General features: G+C 65.8%; 13 protein-coding genes. 7 read left to right on the top strand and 6 right to left on the bottom strand.

Annotated features, from left to right (window positions below; all coding sequences use genetic code 11):
• Positions 1-69 precede the first annotated feature (69 nt).
• Together AC1D75_RS04805 and AC1D75_RS04800 are read right to left on the bottom strand one after the other, a co-directional pair.
• Entirely contained in the window at positions 70-1,125 is a 1,056-nt protein-coding gene (locus tag AC1D75_RS04805) for a class I SAM-dependent methyltransferase (RefSeq protein ID WP_495514147.1), read from the bottom strand.
• Positions 1,112-3,796: an HAD family hydrolase gene (locus AC1D75_RS04800; RefSeq protein ID WP_495514146.1), complete on the bottom strand. Its 2,685-nt coding sequence runs from the start codon at positions 3,794-3,796 to the stop codon at positions 1,112-1,114. Before AC1D75_RS04800 ends, AC1D75_RS04805 begins: the two co-directional genes overlap by 14 nt.
• 220 nt (positions 3,797-4,016) lie before the next feature.
• Between AC1D75_RS04800 and AC1D75_RS04795 the strand changes: the two genes are divergently transcribed.
• On the top strand, positions 4,017-4,694 hold the full coding sequence (locus AC1D75_RS04795) for a histidine phosphatase family protein (protein ID WP_495514145.1): 678 nt from the start codon (positions 4,017-4,019) through the stop codon (positions 4,692-4,694).
• Between the two features lie 62 nt (positions 4,695-4,756).
• Positions 4,757-6,139 carry a DUF2867 domain-containing protein gene (locus AC1D75_RS04790; protein ID WP_495514144.1) on the top strand — a complete coding sequence of 461 codons (1,383 nt, stop codon included), beginning with the start codon at positions 4,757-4,759 and terminating at the stop codon, positions 6,137-6,139.
• A 43-nt stretch (positions 6,140-6,182) separates the two neighbouring features.
• On the opposite strand, the gene AC1D75_RS04785 is transcribed toward AC1D75_RS04790, so the two are convergent.
• On the bottom strand, positions 6,183-7,016 hold the full coding sequence (locus tag AC1D75_RS04785) for an alpha/beta fold hydrolase (protein ID WP_495514143.1): 834 nt from the start codon (positions 7,014-7,016) through the stop codon (positions 6,183-6,185).
• Positions 7,017-7,183: 167 nt separating this feature from the next.
• Here AC1D75_RS04785 and AC1D75_RS04780 point away from each other — a divergent pair, with 167 nt between their 5' ends.
• The 5 genes from AC1D75_RS04780 to AC1D75_RS04760 all read left to right on the top strand — a co-directional run bounded on the left by AC1D75_RS04780 (position 7,184) and on the right by AC1D75_RS04760 (position 13,747).
• Complete coding sequence (locus AC1D75_RS04780; protein WP_495514142.1) at positions 7,184-9,169, top strand: hypothetical protein; 1,986 nt, start codon at positions 7,184-7,186, stop codon at positions 9,167-9,169.
• A 53-nt stretch (positions 9,170-9,222) separates the two neighbouring features.
• On the top strand, positions 9,223-10,845 hold the full coding sequence (locus tag AC1D75_RS04775) for a LuxR C-terminal-related transcriptional regulator (RefSeq protein ID WP_495514141.1): 1,623 nt from the start codon (positions 9,223-9,225) through the stop codon (positions 10,843-10,845).
• A gap of 137 nt (positions 10,846-10,982) precedes the next feature.
• Complete coding sequence (locus AC1D75_RS04770) at positions 10,983-11,414, top strand: ester cyclase (RefSeq protein WP_495514140.1); 432 nt, start codon at positions 10,983-10,985, stop codon at positions 11,412-11,414.
• Positions 11,414-12,589 (top strand): acyl-CoA dehydrogenase family protein, encoded by a 1,176-nt coding sequence (locus AC1D75_RS04765; protein WP_495514139.1) that lies wholly within the window; start codon positions 11,414-11,416, stop codon positions 12,587-12,589. The genes AC1D75_RS04770 and AC1D75_RS04765 overlap by 1 nt, the downstream gene beginning before the upstream one ends.
• 27 nt (positions 12,590-12,616) lie before the next feature.
• The gene (locus AC1D75_RS04760; protein WP_495514138.1) at positions 12,617-13,747 is read left to right on the top strand and encodes an FAD-dependent monooxygenase; all 1,131 of its coding nucleotides are present in this window, start codon (positions 12,617-12,619) and stop codon (positions 13,745-13,747) included.
• Positions 13,748-13,767: 20 nt separating this feature from the next.
• On the opposite strand, the gene AC1D75_RS04755 is transcribed toward AC1D75_RS04760, so the two are convergent.
• Genes AC1D75_RS04755 through AC1D75_RS04745 form a run of 3 tightly spaced genes read right to left on the bottom strand, consistent with a single transcriptional unit; the run spans position 13,768 to position 16,756 of the window.
• Positions 13,768-14,511 carry an SDR family NAD(P)-dependent oxidoreductase gene (locus tag AC1D75_RS04755; protein WP_495514137.1) on the bottom strand — a complete coding sequence of 248 codons (744 nt, stop codon included), beginning with the start codon at positions 14,509-14,511 and terminating at the stop codon, positions 13,768-13,770.
• A gap of 11 nt (positions 14,512-14,522) precedes the next feature.
• A complete protein-coding gene (locus tag AC1D75_RS04750; RefSeq protein ID WP_495514136.1) occupies positions 14,523-15,545 on the bottom strand; it encodes a phosphotransferase family protein in 1,023 nt (340 codons plus the stop codon).
• The gene (locus AC1D75_RS04745; protein ID WP_495514135.1) at positions 15,542-16,756 is read right to left on the bottom strand and encodes an acyl-CoA dehydrogenase family protein; all 1,215 of its coding nucleotides are present in this window, start codon (positions 16,754-16,756) and stop codon (positions 15,542-15,544) included. Before AC1D75_RS04745 ends, AC1D75_RS04750 begins: the two co-directional genes overlap by 4 nt.
• Positions 16,757-16,846: the final 90 nt, after the last annotated feature.

The raw sequence follows: 16,846 nt of genomic DNA, 5'->3' as shown, positions 1-16,846 counted from the left end.
ACGGTTTCGCGAGCAAACCATCCTGCTGCTGAGGCATTCTCGCACGGGCGGCCACCACGCGGCACGGTCCTACCGCGAAGGTCTACCACGAGTGACACCACGTACCCCTCGCACTGCTTTCCGCGCGGCACGTCGGGTCACGTTGCGGATCGAGATGGGTGGGTTGGCCCGCAGTGCAGCCAGTTCTTCGTCGTGTCGGCGCTGGAGGTCGGCGATTTCGTCACTCTGCTGCGCACGCTGTTGCTCGAGCTGGTGTACGAGTTCGTCGCGATTGACGGCGGCCTCGGCCATCTCGTATTGCATGGCGAGAACGCGGGTGTACAGCGCAATACGATTGTTCTCCATCGCCGCCAGTAACGGCGAATTGTCATAGGGTTCGAGCGCCTCACGTATGCGCTCCGCCCGCTCCGCGTCTCCGGTTGGGTAGATGATCCCGAGTCCGAAAATCGCCGGTACCAAAGCGAACTCGTGCGTACCCGGCGGTTGCGCGGCCAGGGCGTCTTCGACCGCGGTCAGCACGCCGTTACGCTCACCCCCGGCCTCGACGGCAACCGTGAACTGACCGAGACCGACAAAACCCGCCGGAGTGACCTCGTCGTGCCACACCGTCGATCCCTCGTCACCGTGCTCGTGGACGCCACCGGGCTCCAGTGCGTCCGCGTTGTAGTACTGATCGCGCCGACCGCAGGGCCACAAGACGTCGTGCAGTATGACGATCGCATCGGGCGCCTTGGACAGAATCCAGTCGAGTTCGGCACGGACGGTGGCGTAGTTGTGGTCACCGTCCAGTATGTAGACATCGCCGATCGGGAGATCGCTGAGGATGTCCGGCGAAAACCCTTCTACCAAATGCAGATTGGCATGCTTCGCCAACGTGTTGCGCATCTGCTCGGTGGGTGTCGGTTCGATGCAGTACACCTCGCCGGCGCCGTGATCGAGATAGATCGAACTCGCTCCGCCGGACTCGACGCCCACCTCCACCACGATCGCCGGACGCGCCGCCGCGAAGACGCGGCCGATCACCTCGGAGAACAGGGTCAATGAGTGCAGAAGCAGCGGAGCCCGGCGCGCATTCCGCGCCTGGGCGTGTGGATCGCCTCGATCCCCGAACTCAGGTGTCGTCACGGTCGTCGTCCGCTTCCTTCGGTGGAGGTGGCGGACTCCCGGCGCGAGTGACGATACGGGCCACACCGGCAGCCAATGCCAGCGCTCCACCCGCCCGGAATTCTTCCTTGGCGCGAGCGGTCAACCTGGTCAGTCGTGGCCCAGATGGGGGCCGATGCTGCAGACCCGACAATGATTGCGGGAGAACAGCAAACGCGATGGTGACCTGAGCTGTGCTGACCGGGGCACCGGCCCGCGCGGCCAGCGGTATCCACAACGCCGAATGCGGGGCGTGGAACTCGACGAGATTGCCGCCCAGCCACGTCGATTCCGCATACACCAGGCCGGAGAAGTCCCCGGGATGCTCCCAGCGCAGCGGTTCCGGCAACCGATGTCCACCGGCGGTGACGGTGGCCTCGATCCAGTCCACCCGTACAAGCGCCGGACGCCCCGGGATCGCCAGTGAGATGTCCGTCGCGTCGAACGCTTCGAAGTTCAAGCGCGCGAACGACAATCCGTTGCGGTTGATCCGCAACGGGACCTTCGGTCCGTCATGCCACTTACCGTCGCCGGTCCGGAAACGCAGGACGGTCTCGCTCCCCGGGGCGTCCGGCTCGAAGACCTCGGCCGGTACGGCCCCCGAGTTCACGGCCTCGGCAGCGGCGGCCAGCTTCGGATCCGTCGCCGCCAGAACCTGCGGCCAGAACGAATCCCGCATCAAGAGGTCGGTGACATCCCCCGGCGACATGTATCCGACGGCTGGTAGGAGATCCACCGGGACAACATGACTCACCAGATCGGAGCCGAAATTGTCCTCGTGCTCCCAGGCGCCGAAGACCGCGGCCTCGTCAGGGGTGGGCGAGATGATGGAGGACGCCAAGATGTTGCCGAGCAGCGGTACCTCACCGCCGTTGAACGCCGGCCACTCCGACAACGCCGAGGCATAACGAATCCACTCGCCCTGGAACGCGTGAACACCCTCATGCAGTGCTGCGCGCGCGTGGATCTGGGTTGCCGTGCCCGCAATCGGTCCGAGGATCGGTTCGCCCTCGGGGGTGAAGTCGAGCAGCGAGCCGCACAGGCTGCTCACGCCCTGTTCCAGAACCTCCGGACTTCGGATGAGGGGGCTGACGATCTCGACGGGTTCACCGGCGGAACCGAGATAGCCTTCCAGACGCAGTCCACGCAGCGCGGCCGCGGTACTGCGTGTGTCTGTCGCGAGGTACAGGCCGGCCGGAGTGATCGGAATCCCGGCCAGCTCCAGGGCTGTTGCCAGCTGGCTCTGGATGGTGGCGCCCCACCCCAGATCCACCAGCGTGAGATCGGCCGAGTCGAGAGCACCAAGCGACCGCAGATGTGCCAGGAGTCGTTCGCGGGTGGCTGTTGCCGTGGTGGCGATCCGGTTGCGAATCGCCGGAGACTCGGTCAGGGCGGTGGCCACGTCGTCGGCGATGATCCCGTTGTCGAGCACCGTGCCGAGCCGCGCCGACAACGCCGGAACATCACCGGGCCGCAACTGGAGAATGCCCAGCAACCCGCCGATGGTCATACCGTGACGGCGCCGCATGAACTTGTGGATGCTGTCCTGGTCGATGAACCCCAGCGCCGCAACCGATGTCAGATGCCGCGACAACCACACCGGCTTCGCGGTGACATCAAGGCCATGTTGGCGGGCAGCATTGTTGATGAGTGTCGAGAGCATCTCTCCTTCCCGCATCGGACACCAGAGCACCGAGGTGCCTTCTTCGTGAGCCCGGCGCGCGGCCCATTCGGCAAAGCCGGTGAGTACCGGTCCGAGCACCGATGCGCCGTAACGCCACGTGCAGGCCACATCCGGCGCGACGGCATCGAGCTGCGCATCCTCGATCAATTTGGCGCGCAGGCTCGTGATGCCGAAGTCGCCCTCTGTCAGGTCCAGACGAGGCGCAGTGGCACCAAACGGTCCGAGTGGACTGCGCTCGCGGCGCAGGATCGGCTCGTATCGCTCGCTGATTCGAGTGAAGTGCACGGTCCGGACACCCAACTTGCCGGGCACCGTGACATCCGGGCGCTTGTTGTCGCCGATGTGCACGATCTGGCTGGGCACCACACCCAGTGCCTTGACCACGATCTTCCACAGACCTTCAGCCTTGTCCACACCGTGCTCATGCGAGCGGAAGAACCTCGCTGACTTGAGCGGTTCAAGGCCTGGCTGGTCGAGGAAGCGGTCGAGATGTTCCTGCAGGAAGTAGGTATCGGACACCAGAACGATCGGAATCGAGTGCGTGTGAGCGGTGTTGATCACCGACGCGATGTCGAGGTCCGGCACCAGGGTCCGGTATTCCTCGGCGATCTCGGCCTCGACGTAGAAGTCGATGTCGCCTGCCGACATGATCGCGGTGGGCATCTCCCGCCAGATGTCATAGATCGACACCTCGGGGCCGAGTGCTCCCCGTCGCTCCCGCGAATCTGATTCGGCCACGATCCGCATCCGGCGGAATGTGGCGGCGTCGACCCACGACGGTAAGGCGCCCTCGCGCGCCAGCCGCTCACCCAATACGGCGAACAGATCGGTCGGCCGCGGAACCCGCCGCCACAACACCGTGTCGAAGATGTCCAGTGAGAGGACAGAACACGATCCGTCCTGCAGCATCTGCTGTACGTCTGAGAGGGTGGTCCGGCCGCGACGCACCACCTGGTTGTCGGATTCCATCACTTGGTTGATCAGGGCTCTGTCCAATCGTGTTCGTCAGGGTCCAGCCCATCCTAGTGACGCAACCCACTCATGGCGCGAATGACCGATTGGCCGGTCTTGAAACGTGGCGGTCCAGGCACAACGTCTTGCAATCCAACATCGCGGGCTGCGGATATTTCACCGGAACTCACGTGGGCCAGCACGTTGATCACCAACCGTTACCTGCAAGATGAGTGCCATGGGTGTCATCTATCTGGTTCGGCACGGTCAGGCCGGCGTCGACGAAAACGGGTACGGCAGTTTGACGGAACTCGGCCGCAGGCAGGCCCGCAACGTCGGCAGGACGCTTGCCGCCCGCGCCGGCAAGGTGAACTTCACGGTGTCGGGAAACCTTGCGCGCCAACTCGAGACGATCGAGGAGATCGTCGCGCAGTTCCCGAGCGGCGCGGCGCCGGAACCGGTGGTGAACCCGGGCTGGAACGAGTACGACCTCGAACGTCTCGCCCAGACCCACGTGCCGCCCACCGGCAACGCACCCGAGGCCGCCTCCGCACAGCGCGGGTTCCAGCGCAATCTCGACGGCGCGTTGATCGAGTGGGCGAATGCGACTGACGGTTCGTATGCGAAGTACCGCGACGGTGTTCGAGAGGCCCTGGCCCAGATCGCCGAACACGCCGGACCCGGCCAGGTGGCGATCGCGGCGTCGTCCGCCGGAACCATCGGCGCGGTGATCGCGGATCTCTGGGGCATCAGCCCGGAAAACTGGCCCGCGGTTTCCCGGACGATGGTGAACGCATCGATCACCAAACTCCTCGTGGGCAGCTCGGGCATCAACGTCATGTCGGTGAACGATCATGCCCACGCCGACATCGACGACGACACCGAAGGCACCCGGCCGATGATGACCATGCGCTGACCGGCAGCCCGGGTGATTGCTGATCAACGTTTGCCTGCGGCTGCGCTGGGCACACTGCGGATATGCAGCCGCAACCGACGCAGGCCCGCAACATCCTGGTCACCGGCGCCACCGGATACATCGGCGGGCGCCTGGCACCACGATTGATCGAACGCGGGCACGATGTCCGGGTGCTGGCGCGAACACCGGACAAGCTCCAGGGTGCGCCGTGGGCTGAGCGCGCAACGGTGCTCAAGGGAGACCTGTCCGATCCGGCGTCACTGGCCGAGGCGTTCGATGGCACCGACGTGATCTATCACCTGGTTCACTCCATGGGCGGGACCAAAGATTTCAAGGCCGAAGAGCAGCGCGCGGCCCGCAACGTGGTCGCGGCGGCCGAGGTCGCCGGAGTGAGTCGCATCGTCTACCTCAGCGGATTACATCCCGCCGACGTCGAGCTCTCAGAGCACCTCAGTTCACGCTCCGAGGTCGGCGAGATCCTGATGGACTCCGGCATCGAGACGATCGTGCTGCAGGCCGGCGTGGTGATCGGCTCGGGTTCGGCGTCGTTCGAGATGATCCGGCACCTGACCGAGCGCCTACCGGCGATGACCACGCCCCGGTGGGTGCACAACAAGATCCAGCCGATCGCGGTGAACGACGTCCTCCATTACCTCGTCGAAGCCGCAACCGCCCCGGTGCCGGAATCCCGGACCTGGGATATCGGCGGCCCCGACGTCCTCGAATACGGCGACATGATGCACGTATACGCCGAGGTGGCGGGCCTCGCCAAACGACGCATCCTCGTATTGCCGCTGCTCACACCAACACTCGCGAGTCGATGGGTGGGCACCGTGACACCGATTCCCGGCGGGCTGGCCCGCCCTCTCGTCGAATCCCTGGAGCATGACGCGGTGGCTTCCGAGCACGACATCGACTCGGTCATCCCGCCACCGAACGACGGACTCACACCGTATCGGACTGCGGTCGAGCTGGCGCTGGCCCGCGTCAACCGCGGCGAAGTCGAAGTCGAGTGGTCGAATGCCTCATCGAAAACGCCTCCATCAGAACCGATTCCGTCTGATCCCACGTGGGCGGGCGAACAGGTATGCACAGACACGCGTTCCGGCAACACCGCCACCGACCCGGCGACACTCTGGAAAGCTGCCGAATCCGTCGGCGGCGACCTGAAACAGTGGAAGGTCGAATCAACCGTGCCCGGAACGCTTGTGCGGCTCACCTCGCAGATGCCGGTGCCCGGGAAGGCCTGGCTCGACATACGCGTCCGCGCCGCCGATGACGGATCGCGCCTCGAGCTGCGGACGGTGTTCTATCCGCGGGGCCTGGTGGGCCGTGGCTATTGGTATGCGATGTTGCCGGTCCGCCGAAAGTATTACGACGCCACGGCGACCAAGATCATCCGGCAAGCCGAGGCCGTTACCCAAGCTGATCCACACCGGCCCTGACCGACGCAGGCTTTTCGTTCCTGCGCGACACTGTGGCGGCCGTTCACTCGGCAAGAAAATCAGTCACGAGGCGGTTGAAGTCGTCGGGGCGCTCGATCGGCACCACATGCGAGGATCCGTCGCCTCGAATGACCTCGAACCGTGCTCCGGGGATCGCGTCGGCAACCTCGCGCGCTATCCAAGGTGGGGTCAACAAGTCCTGCTCGCCCACAACGACCAGGGTCGGGGCGGTGATTTCGCCCAACCGATCGAGGGCATCGAACTTAAGGTAGGCATCGGACTGGCGCGCGTACGCCTCAGGACTCATCGGGTACGGATTGCCAGCCAACAGTGCGACGGTGTCCTGGACCGCGTCGTGATTACGCAGGAAGGCCGTGGAGAACAACGCGGCCAACTGTTGTCCGCCGAAGACCTCCCCGGTCGCGTCGTTCGCCTTGACCCAGCGCCAGATGCAGATCGGATCGACCGCACTTCGTGCCGGCGCTGCACCGGTCCCGGTGAGCACCAGCCGATCCAGCCGGTCCGCATGCCGGAGGGCGAACTCTTGGGCAATCATCCCGCCCATGGACAACCCCAACACATGGGTTCGCGCGATCTGCAACGCGTCGAGCAGACCGGCGAGGTCATCGGCCATGTCTGCAACGTTGTACGGGTTGTCCGCTTGTGAGCTGCGGCCGGCGTCGCGATTGTCGACGGTCACCACCGTGAACTCGGTGGACAGGGCCGGAACCTGTGCCAGCGTCCAGAGCGACGAGTCGTATCCGATTCCCATCACCAAAAGGAGCGCAGGTCCGCTGCCATGGGTCTCGTAGTACAGCTCCTGCCCGTTGGTGTGCACCGTGCCTGATCGTGGCAGTTGCGTCATGTTGGTGTTCATCGCTCTCTCCTTGGTTTCCACGGCCGGATGGGGTGTGTTGGGACTGTCGTCCGATTGGCCGGATCGGACGTGTCAACCTCCATGCGTGAGGAAGACTGTTACCGCGGTAGCCCTCGGTGTTACGGCAGGCCGGCGGACAAACGGGCAGGCCTGCGGGCAGGTGAGCGATGGACGACACGGCTGATGCGGCGCAGATCGAGCAGGCGCGAGAGGCAGCCTCGTGCGGTGACTGGATACGGGCCTACGACCTGTTCCTCGGCGCGGACGCGCGCTCCAGACTTTCGGTGGACGACCTCGGGTTGCTCGCCGAAGTCGCGTACGCCACCGGCCATCTGGACGTGACGATCGCGGCTTGGGAGCGTGCGCATGCGGAGGCTGTGCGCATCGGCGACCCCATCGCGGCTGCAGGCGCGGCGGCGCGTATCGCCCTGCACCTGCTGATGGACACCGCGCTGATGGCGCCGATCCGTGGGTGGGTCAGGCGAGCGGAGCGACTCCTCGTGGGTCACGACGAGACGCCGATCCACGCATGGCTGGCGGTCATCAAGAGTTACGAGCGTCTCATGATCGGCGACGTCCACGCCGCCCACGAATGGGCAGGCCGGGCTGTCATCGTGGGATCGATCTGCAACCCGGTCGCGGCCGCTATCGGCAGGGTGGCGGAGGCACACGCCGTGATCCTGGAGGGTGACGTCCGCCGGGGCCTCGAACTCGTCGACGAAGCAGCGGTGGCCACTATTTCTGGCGAACTCGATGCCATATCGACAGGGATGGTCTACTGCGAGTTGGTGTGCATGCTCCAAGGGCTCGCTCAGCACGACCTCGCCGAGGAGTGGACGGAGGCAATGGAGCGGTGGCTCCCCGGGAACGGTATCGGCAGTGTCCATGGTCGCTGCCGCGTCCACCGTGCCGAAATCCTCCGACTGCGTGGGGATAGCCACGAAGCCGAGCGTGAGGCCCTGGCGGCCTGCGCGGAACTCCGTCCATACCTTCAACGGGAATTCGGTTGGCCCCTCACTGAATTGGGCCTCATACGCTTCCAGATGAAAGATCTCCGAGGTGCCGAAGACGCATTTCTCGCAGCTCGTGAGGCCGGGTGGGATCCGGAGCCGGGACTCGCCCTGGTGCGATTGGCTCAGGGCGACGTGGTTTTGGCAGCAGCATCCATCCGAGAGGCACTGGATCATCCGCTGACCGTCCCCTCCAAGGAACTGCCCCCGAACACCGACCTGCGCCGGGCACCACTGCTGGCCGCGCGGGTGGAGATCGAGGTGGCGGCCGGAGACCTCGTCGGTGCACGCGACGCGGCCGACGAACTTGCGCACGTGGCCGCATTGTTCGAGAGCAGGGCATTGGCGGCCAGTGCGGCAATGGCAGACGGCCGGGTGCGGCTACCGAGCGGCGACGTGGCGGGTGCCCGGCAGGCCTTCGAAGCCGCCGTCCAGTTGTGGACCGTCGTGGGGGCTCCTCACGAGACGGCTCTGGCGCGCACAGAGCTCGCACACGCACATCGCGAAGCGCCGTCGCCGGCGTTTTCGCAAGTCCAGGCGCGTCAGGTCAGCGATCATCTGCAAGACCCCAATGTCTTTCGCCGGCAAGGCGATTACTGGTCCATCTCGTTCGGAGAACACACCGTTACGCTGCGTGACCTGAAAGGTCTGCACTATCTCGCGCGGCTCCTCGCCCATCCCGGTCGGGAGTTCCACGTGCTCGACCTCGTGACGAATGAGATGCAGGTGTCCGCGATCGGTACGCCGGATCCCGAGCTGACGCCTTCCGGGTGGGGCGACGCGGGTGTACTGCTCGACGCCCAGGCCAAGAACGCCTACCGTCGGCGGTTGGTTGAGATCGATGACGATCTAGATGAGGCGCGACTCCTGAATGACAGCGGACGCGTCGTCCAGGCCGAGGCGGAACGCGACTTCCTCATCCGCGAACTGTCGCGCGCAGTGGGTTTGGGCGGGCGTAGCCGGCGTGCCGGTTCCGCATCGGAACGCGCCCGAGTCGGCGTGACCCGGGCGGTCCGCTATGCGATGCGCCGCATTCATCAACACCACCCAGCACTCGGGGAGCACTTCGATCGTGCCATTCGGACAGGCACCTACTGTGTCTACTTGCCTGACTCACGCATTGCCACCTCCTGGATGCTTTGACAGTTGTCCCGCATCAGGCGTCTGCGAGTATGCGAGCGGTCCATACTGAAGTGATGGTGGGCGTCGGGAATCCTGGCGGTGAAGCATTCGGCCGGCTCGCTTGGGAGACGGCGTACAAGTACCTGTCCGCGGCTGCCGATGACGCGCCGCCTGGCGTCGATGATCTCGAACGCCTCGCTGTCGCCGCGTATCTCACGGGGCGATACGAGGAGAGCACGGGCGTGTGGGAGCGTGCGCATCAGAGCGCGCTCGCCTCCGGGGATGTTGTCCGGGCGGTGCGCTGTGCGGCGTGGCTGGCGTTTGGTTTGATAAATCGCGGCGAGTTGGCCCGCGGTGGCGGCTGGGTCGCGCACGCGCAGAGGCTGCTCGACGATGCGGACATCCACAGTGTGGAGCGGGGCTTCCTGCGTTATCTCGCCGCGGTGAGAATGTATTTCGAAGGCGACACCGACGGTGCTCATCGCGGCTTTCTCGAGGCCTGCGCGAGCGGCGAAAATTTCGACGATCCCGAGCTGGTCGCACTCGCGCGGGTCTGTGTGGCACGATGCCTGATCAATCACGGCGAGGTCGCCGAAGGGGTCACTCTGCTCGACGAGGTAATCGTTACGATTGCCGCACAGCAGGTTTCACCGATCGCCGTTGGCGACATCTACTGCACAGCCATCGACGGTTGTCATGAACTCTTCGACCTCCGACGCGTGCAGGAATGGACGTCGGCATTTCACCGCTGGTGCGAGAACCAACCCGAACTGGTGCTCTACCACGGTCAGTGCCTCGTCCACCGCGCCGAGATGATGATGCTGCACGGCGAGTGGTCCGACGCCGCCGACGAGGCCGAGAGAGCATTCGACCGGTTGTTCAGTCACCCGGCTGTCGGCGAATCGCTGTATCTGCGGGCCGAGTTGCACCGACTGCGCGGAGAGTCGGCCGCCGCAGAGGTCGCCTACCGGCAGGCGAACCGCCAGGGTCGGCAACCGCATCCGGGGCTGGCGCTGCTGCGCCTGGCCCAAGGTGACGTGTACGGGGCAGGTGCGGCGATCCGGAGGGCACTGGCCGAGGCCACGCAACCGCCCGAGCGGGCGGCCTTACTCGCCGGCTACGTCGAGATCGTCCTGGCCGGTGGTGATGCGCTCGCCGCCCGCGCCGGCGCCGACGAACTGGCGTCGCTCGCCGCCATGTGGAGCACAGCCTTCCTGCGCGCCGCCGCCGACCACGCGACCGGCGCCGTACTCCTCGCCGACGGGTCGCCTGAAGCGGCCCTGATCGCCCTGCGTCGCGCCGTCGCGGGCTGGCGCGATCTGGGCGTGCCGTACGAACGGGCCCGGGCCATCGTGCTGATCGGGCGTGCCTGTCACCGGCTCGGTGACTCCGAGGGCGCCGAGATGGAGTTCGCGGTGGCCCACGCCATCTTCGCCGAGCTTCGTGCGGCCACCGACCTCGTCCGACTCGAGGTGACCGCGACGTCGGCGCGGCAGGGGTCGGCGTGCGGACTGAGCCCCCGCGAACTGGAGGTACTCGCGCTCGTGGCCACCGGCGCGACGAACCGAGCGATCGCCGCCGACCTCGTGATCAGCGAGAAGACCGTGGCCTCCCATCTGAGCAGCATCTTCACCAAGCTGGACCTGTCGTCGCGGGCGGCCGCCACGGCCTACGCGTATCGGCACGACCTCATCTGACCGGCCTCCACGCGGTGACTGCGTTCCTCCGCAGAATCACCTAGTCGCACCGGGGTCAAAAATCAGTGATTTGTCCGATGTGGACGAGCTGCGGGCTTCGTACGGTTGGTTCACACCACCAACCCACGGGAGACATCATGAGTGACGCGGACATCGCCGTCGTACGGCGTTTCACCACACAGGGATGCGTCGGCGGCCGGCTCGGCGTCATCGACGAGATCTTCGCCGAGGACTTCGTCAACCACGACCCGATGCCGGGGCATGACACCGGTCGGGAGGGCATGCGGCAGACGATCGCCTTGCTGAATGACGGGCTTTCCGACCGGAAGATGCTGCTCGACGAGTACCGATCGGCCGGCGACACGGTCGTCGAGAATGCCGCGGTCGGCGCGATCCATACCGGCGAGATGCTCGGTGTTCCCGCATCCGGTACCGAGGTGATGGTGCGCAGTATCGAGATCTGGCGCGTGGCCGACGGCAAGATTGCCGAACGCTGGGGTGTGGTCGACGTCGCCGGGTTGCTGGCGCAACTCAGTGCCGCCACCGCCTCGGCCGGCGCGGTGTCGTGATGTCCGCCATCGACGCCGCCCGGCCGCCGTCGCTCGAGGCGGCCGCAATCCTCGACGGCGTACGGGCAATGACGCCGTCCATAACCGATCGTGCCCGCGAGATCGAGACGGCCCGACGATTGCCCGACGACCTGCGTGCGTCGCTCGAGTCCCTGGGATGCTTTCGAATGCTGTTGCCCCACAGCCACGGTGGTCTCGACATCGGGTTGCCTTCGGCGTTGAAAGTCCTCGACGCACTCGCGCAAGCCGACGGGTCGACGAGTTGGACGGTGGCGATCGCCTCGAGCGGCTGGCTCGACGTGAGTCACCTCTCGCGGGCCGCCTTCGACGCCCTCTACGCCGACGGACCGCAGGTCATCGTCGGCGTTTTCAACCCGAGCGGGACGGCGGTGCGCGAGGGTGACGACTATCGGGTCGGCGGTCGTTGGTCCTTCGCCAGTGGTTGCCAGGACGCCCGTTGGCTGTTCGGCAACTGCATGGAGGGCGACGGCTCGCAGGGCTCGGTTCCGCAGATCCGTCTGGTTGTGTTCTCGCCCGAACAGGTCGAGATCGAGGACACCTGGACCGCGTCCGGGCTCTGCGGCACGGGCAGCCACCATTTCTCGGTACGAGACGCGCTCGTCCCTGCCGAGCGTACCGGCCTCATCATGGTCGACGAGCCGTGTCTCGACGAACCGCTGCTGCGCCTTCCCCCACCAGCAGTGTTCGCACTGGAAATCGCCAGTGTCGCAGTCGGTATCGCCGCCGGGGCACTGTCCGACATCGTCGACCTGGCCACGACGAAGGTGCCGCTGCTCGGCCCGACTGCGCTGGCCGCCAACCCACTGTTCCAGCACCAACTGGGCGTCGCCGATGCCAAGCTACGCGCGGCGCGGACCCTGTTGTATTCCGATGCCGACGCCGCCTGGGCGAGCGCGCTGGCCGACGACGAGCTCACGCCCGAGTTCCGGGCACACCTGCGCGCCGCATGCACGTGGGTGGTGGCCAGTGCGGTCGAGGTGGTCGACACCGCTTACACGGCCGGGGGCGGCACCTCGCTGTACTCCGAACATCCACTCCAGCGCAGGCTGCGCGACGTTCATGCGATCACTCAGCATTTCCTCGTAAAGCTCGACAGCCTCACGACGGCGGGTGCGATACTTGTCGGACAAGACGTCGACCTCACCGTTTTCTGACGAACCGGGTCCCGGTGTGCTGATGCGGTGACGGAGGTGGTCACCATGCACGGTGGCGGAGTACGTGTCCTGATCGTCGGCGCCGGTATCGCCGGTCCTGCCACCGCACGCTTGTTGCATGACTGGGGCGCGGCCGTCGAGATCATCGAGCGAGCCCCGATCCCCGTACCCGAAGGCACCGGAATCTACTTGCTGGGCAACACCGTTCGCGCACTCGAGACCATCGGACTTGCGCGCCAGGTGGCCGGCCTCTCCGTTCGTATCTATCGCCAGCGCACCGCCGATCACCGTGGCCGTCTGCTGTTCGACGTCGATGTCGGCGAACTCTGGGACGGGATCGGGTCGTGCCTGGCCATGCCCCGGGCCGACCTTCACCGAGTGTTGATCGACAGGGTCGCCGATGTGCCGATTCGCTGGGGTGACTCACCACAGACGATTGATTCGGACGGAACCGACATCACGGTGCGAACGACAGCGGGCCATGTCGGCCACTACGACCTCGTCGTGGGCGCCGACGGTGTGCACTCCACCGTTCGCAGGCAAGTTTTCGATGTCGACGCGGTAGCGCCGATCGGCCAGTATGCATACCGCTTCCTGACGGAGTGGGACGGCCCGCCCGGACTGTGGTCGGTGCGGCTCGGGCCGGGTTCGGCATTCCTGATGATCCCGATCGGCCAGGGTCAGGTGTACTGCTACTGCGACGGGCCGATCAGCGATCCGGTGGTTCCGTTGCGAAATGTGCTGTCGGACTATGCCGAACCGGTCCCGACCCTGCTCGATGCGCTGGACAAAAGGGGCCCGGAAGCGTTGCATGCCGGGCCGGTCGAGGAGGTCGTGCTCGACCGGTGGTCGCGCGGCAACGTCCTGCTCATCGGCGACGCCGCCCACGGGACCTCCCCCAACATGGCCCAGGGTGTCGCGATGGCTCTCGAAGACGCCATCGTCCTGACCGAATCCCTGACGGCAGCAACGAATATCACCGAGGCACTGGCGGCATTCGAACAGCGCCGCCGACCGCGGACGGACTGGGTTCTGGCGCAGACCCACCGCCGCGACCACGCACGCAACCTGCCGCCGGTGATTCGCAATGTCGTGCTCCGCCGGTTCGGGAAACGCATCTTCCACGCAAACTACCGCCCTCTGCGCGATGCTCCCTGAGCCACAGAGGGTTTCGAAGGTCAGGCCCGGCCCAGGCTGGTACCCGGCCGGGTCAACACCACACCGGGAAGTACCGCGTACCGAGACAACTGGGTCACCGCCATCGCGATCGTCGCGACATCGGCCGCGGTGATCATCTCCTGCGGCGGGATCGCGGTCCAGGACGACATGTCGGTGTTCACGTACCCGGGAGAGATGGTCGATGCGGAGACACCCCGCCCCGACTCCTCCAGATTGAAGGTCTCGCACAACGAGATCAGCGCGGCCTTGGTCGCGCCGTATGCCGCGAGTTCCGGTTCGGGATGAACTCCGGTGATCGATGCGATGGCGATGACCTTTGCGGCACCGGCCAATTCGGCGGTGTTGCGCAACGTCGGGAGCAGCGTCTGCAGCAGCACATACGCCGATCGCACGTTCACCTGATACAACTTGTCGAAACGGCGGGCGGGTAGGTCGCCGATCGGACCCTTCTGGCCCATACCGGCATTGAGTACCAGCGCATCGAGACGACCGTATTCGGTGACGTGCATCGCGGCCAGGTGCGTCAGCTGCTCTTCGTCAGCGGCGTCCGCGGTCACCACTTCAACGCGTCCACCAAATGTATTGGTCAGCCGGGTTGCCATCTCCCGCAACGGCTCCGGACTACGCGCGCTGATCGTCAGATCCCAGCCGTCGGCCGCGAACCTCGACGCGATCTCGGCGCCGATACCCCGTGAGGCACCGGTCACCAAAGCGACTTTACGACCCTTGTCCCGCTCGACCACCGAAACCCCCCTCAGCTCTTGTTGTTGATCGCCCGCAGGCCGGCAGCCATGAACTCGCCCGTTGCGGCAGCGGCACTCTCGGCACCGTCACCGGACGACGACCCGCTGCGCGCCCGGTGGGTGATGCCCTCACCGATCACACCGAGTTTGAAGTTGGCCAGCGCCAGATAGAAGTTCCAGTCGAACAATTCGCGACCGGATACCTTTGCGTACCGCTCGGCGAGGTCATCCGGCGACGGATAGCGGTCGCTCGTCCATGCCGCATCCATGCCGAGTACCGCGTCGAAGATCGGTGCACGGTAGACGCACATCAGGGCCACGTCGGTGAGCGGATCGCCCAGCGTCGACATCTCCCAGTCGACCACGGCCTTGATCTTGCCCGGATCATTCGCGTCGAGAATCGTGTTGTCGACCCGGAAATCACCGTGGACAATCGAGTTGGACGTCTGCGCCGGAATCGCTTCACTCAGTGCCGCATGCAGTTTGGCGACATCGTCGAGTTCGCGGGTCTTGACGTGCTCCCACTGGCGCGCCCAGGTCTTGACCTGCCTGGCCACGAACCCGTCGGGCCGACCGAACTCGCCGAGACCCACGGCCTGGTAGTCCACCGCGTGCAGGTCGGCAAGCGCCTGGATCAGGCCGTCGACATTCCGCTCGACATCATCGTCGCGCAGCGGTTTGAGGTCGTCGGCGCTACGCACAACCGAACCGTCGACGAACTCGACGACGGTGCAGGGCGCACCGAGCGCGTCACCTTCCTTGTCGAAGGCGACGGTGACTGCGACCGGAACCGCAGTGTGCTGCAGTCCGTTGGTGACCGTCCATTCGCGGTTCATGTCGTGCGCCGACGGCGTCAGTCCACCGGTCGGTGGGCGCCGAACAACCCAGTGCGAGTTGTCATCCCGGACCGAGAATGTCAGGTTGGACCGCCCGCCGCTGATCAACTCGACCGCCAGATCACCTGCGACCGGAACACCACGCTCGATCAGGAACGTGCGGAGCTTGGCAACGTCCATCCCGGGCAGCGAGGTCATGATGCCTTCCCGGCGGCGATGGCCTTCTTGGTCTTGCCGACGGCACGCTTGGCGATGGCCCACCGGTGCACCTCGGACGGGCCGTCGTAGATCTGGAACGGGCGGAGCTCACGCTGCAGTCGGGCCAGCGGCAACTCATCGGAAACGCCCATGCCGCCACACATCTGGATCGAACGGTCGACCACTCGGGAGAATGCCTCGGCGCCGAACGTCTTCGCAATCGAGGTCTCATCGCCGGCGTTGGAACCCTGATCGAGGGCCCAGCAGGCCTTGACCAGCAGCGCCCGAGCAGCGGCGAGGTCGATCTCGTTGTCGGCCACCATCTTCTGGATCATGCCGAGGTCGCCGAGCTTGCCGCCGAACGCCTCACGCTGCGCGACGTAGTTCAGCGCGACATCGTGCGCCCGGTTGGCACTACCCATCCAGCGCATCACGTGGGTCATCCGAGCCGGCCCCAGACGGACCTGCGCATAGCGGTAGCCCTCATCGACCTCACCGAGGACGTCCTCGTCGGGGACGAATACGTCACGGAATGCGACCTCGCAATGCCCACCGATCATCGCCCGGTCGATCGTGTTGATGTGGCGCCCGACGGTGATGCCGGGAGTACCCGCCGGGGCCAGGAACATCGTTGCCCCGCCGCGATCGCCGGGGGCGCCGGCCGTACGGGCCATGATGATGAAGAATCCGGCGCCATCGGCTCCGGTGATGAACCACTTGTCGCCGTTGATCTTCCAGCCGCCGTCGACCTTGGTCGCCGCGGTGCGCAGGGCCGACGGATCGGCACCGGCACCGGGCGCGGGTTCGGTCATGGCAAACGCCGACCGCTGGTCACCGGCGGCCAGCGGTGCGAGGTACTTCTGCTTCTGCGCGTCCGAGGCGATGTGGGCCAGCATGTGCACGTTGCCCTCGTCGGGGGCGCCGATGTGCAGGGCGATGGGCCCGAAGACCGAGTAGCCGGCCGCTTCGAAGACCGGCGCGCGGTCCGACATGTTCAATCCGAGACCGCCGTATTCAACCGGGGCGTGCGGTGCGAAGACACCTGCCTCACGGGCACGGTCGCGCATCTCCAGGCGGCGCTCGTCGCCACCGGCCGCCGTGATGTCGCCTGCGAACTCGTCCTCGATCGGCAGCACGTGGTCGCGGACGAAGACGTTCGTCTTCTTGATGATGTCCTCGACCTGGGGATCGTAGGAAAGCTGAATCGCCATGGGCACCTCCTTGTGCGCGGTGCTCGACGATCCGGAACCCCGGCCCGACCGAGCGATCGTTCGGTAGTTGGGGATCACCGTGCCATGCCT

This window comes from Williamsia sp. Y712 (genome assembly GCF_059445525.1).
This window is presented reverse-complemented; position numbering and strand designations above follow the sequence as displayed.

Excerpts from the sequence above, each read along its gene's own strand:
- AC1D75_RS04800 (WP_495514146.1), bottom strand. The coding sequence starts at position 3,796 with ATGGAATCCGACAACCAGGTGGTGCGTCGCGGCCGGACCACCCTCTCA.
- AC1D75_RS04795 (WP_495514145.1), top strand. The coding sequence starts at position 4,017 with ATGGGTGTCATCTATCTGGTTCGGCACGGTCAGGCCGGCGTCGACGAA.
- AC1D75_RS04790 (WP_495514144.1), top strand. The coding sequence starts at position 4,757 with ATGCAGCCGCAACCGACGCAGGCCCGCAACATCCTGGTCACCGGCGCC.
- AC1D75_RS04785 (WP_495514143.1), bottom strand. The coding sequence starts at position 7,016 with ATGAACACCAACATGACGCAACTGCCACGATCAGGCACGGTGCACACC.
- AC1D75_RS04780 (WP_495514142.1), top strand. The coding sequence starts at position 7,184 with ATGGACGACACGGCTGATGCGGCGCAGATCGAGCAGGCGCGAGAGGCA.
- AC1D75_RS04775 (WP_495514141.1), top strand. The coding sequence starts at position 9,223 with ATGGTGGGCGTCGGGAATCCTGGCGGTGAAGCATTCGGCCGGCTCGCT.
- AC1D75_RS04770 (WP_495514140.1), top strand. The coding sequence starts at position 10,983 with ATGAGTGACGCGGACATCGCCGTCGTACGGCGTTTCACCACACAGGGA.
- AC1D75_RS04765 (WP_495514139.1), top strand. The coding sequence starts at position 11,414 with ATGTCCGCCATCGACGCCGCCCGGCCGCCGTCGCTCGAGGCGGCCGCA.
- AC1D75_RS04750 (WP_495514136.1), bottom strand. The coding sequence starts at position 15,545 with ATGACCTCGCTGCCCGGGATGGACGTTGCCAAGCTCCGCACGTTCCTG.
- AC1D75_RS04745 (WP_495514135.1), bottom strand. The coding sequence starts at position 16,756 with ATGGCGATTCAGCTTTCCTACGATCCCCAGGTCGAGGACATCATCAAG.